Here is a 676-nt window from a genome sequence, read left to right as displayed (position 1 = left end):
GGAACCGGCGCGCAAGCCTACAGCCGGCAGGCCCCTACCGGGACAGCGACTAGTGACGCGACCGGGGCAGACGAAATCGGGATTACCGAGACTGATCGTTCTGCGTTCGAGCGCATTCTCGCGGACGTGCAAGCCGCATTCACCCGCGAAGACCACCAAGGGCTACGCCGGCTGACAACACCGGAAATGGTTTCCTACCTCTCCGAGGAGTTGGCGGACAATGCCACCAAGGGTCTCAAGAACGAGGTATCAAATCTTCAGTTTTTGAACGGCGAGGTCTCAGAAGCGTGGCGCGAGGGCACGCGCGACTATGCGACCGTGGCCATGCATTGGTCCGCCATCGATGTGATGCGCAACCGTCAAACAGGCGCCATCGAAACGGGCGATCCCAACAAGCCTGTCGAAACAACGGAGCTGTGGACCTTCACTCGCGAGCCAGGGCAACCATGGCTGCTATCTGCGATCCAGGAAACGGCCAACTGAAGGGCAGCGGCCCTGGCTTTCAATGCCTGACGCTTCTGCGGCGACTGCTCCCGGAACGATGGTTAACTTCCGCATTTTGCATGCGAAAATATCAGGTCGGCTTAATGCCTCATCTATCATGCGGGGATTGGTGATGAAGGTTGCGGATGGCGGCTTGCCGTTTCCGCTCCGCCACCGCCGCCCCCTGATAGAC

General features: G+C 59.8%; 1 protein-coding gene. It reads left to right on the top strand.

From position 1 onward, the window contains the following. Nucleotides 1-483, top strand: a 483-nt coding sequence (locus tag ACWTU8_RS31805) for a Tim44 domain-containing protein (RefSeq protein WP_455851250.1), incomplete at its 5' end; no start/stop codon positions are given. Nucleotides 484-676: the final 193 nt, after the last annotated feature.

Source organism: Mesorhizobium sp. BHbdii, from assembly GCF_053848045.1.
Note: the sequence above shows the minus strand (reverse complement) of the source record. Positions and strands in the feature narration are given on the sequence as shown.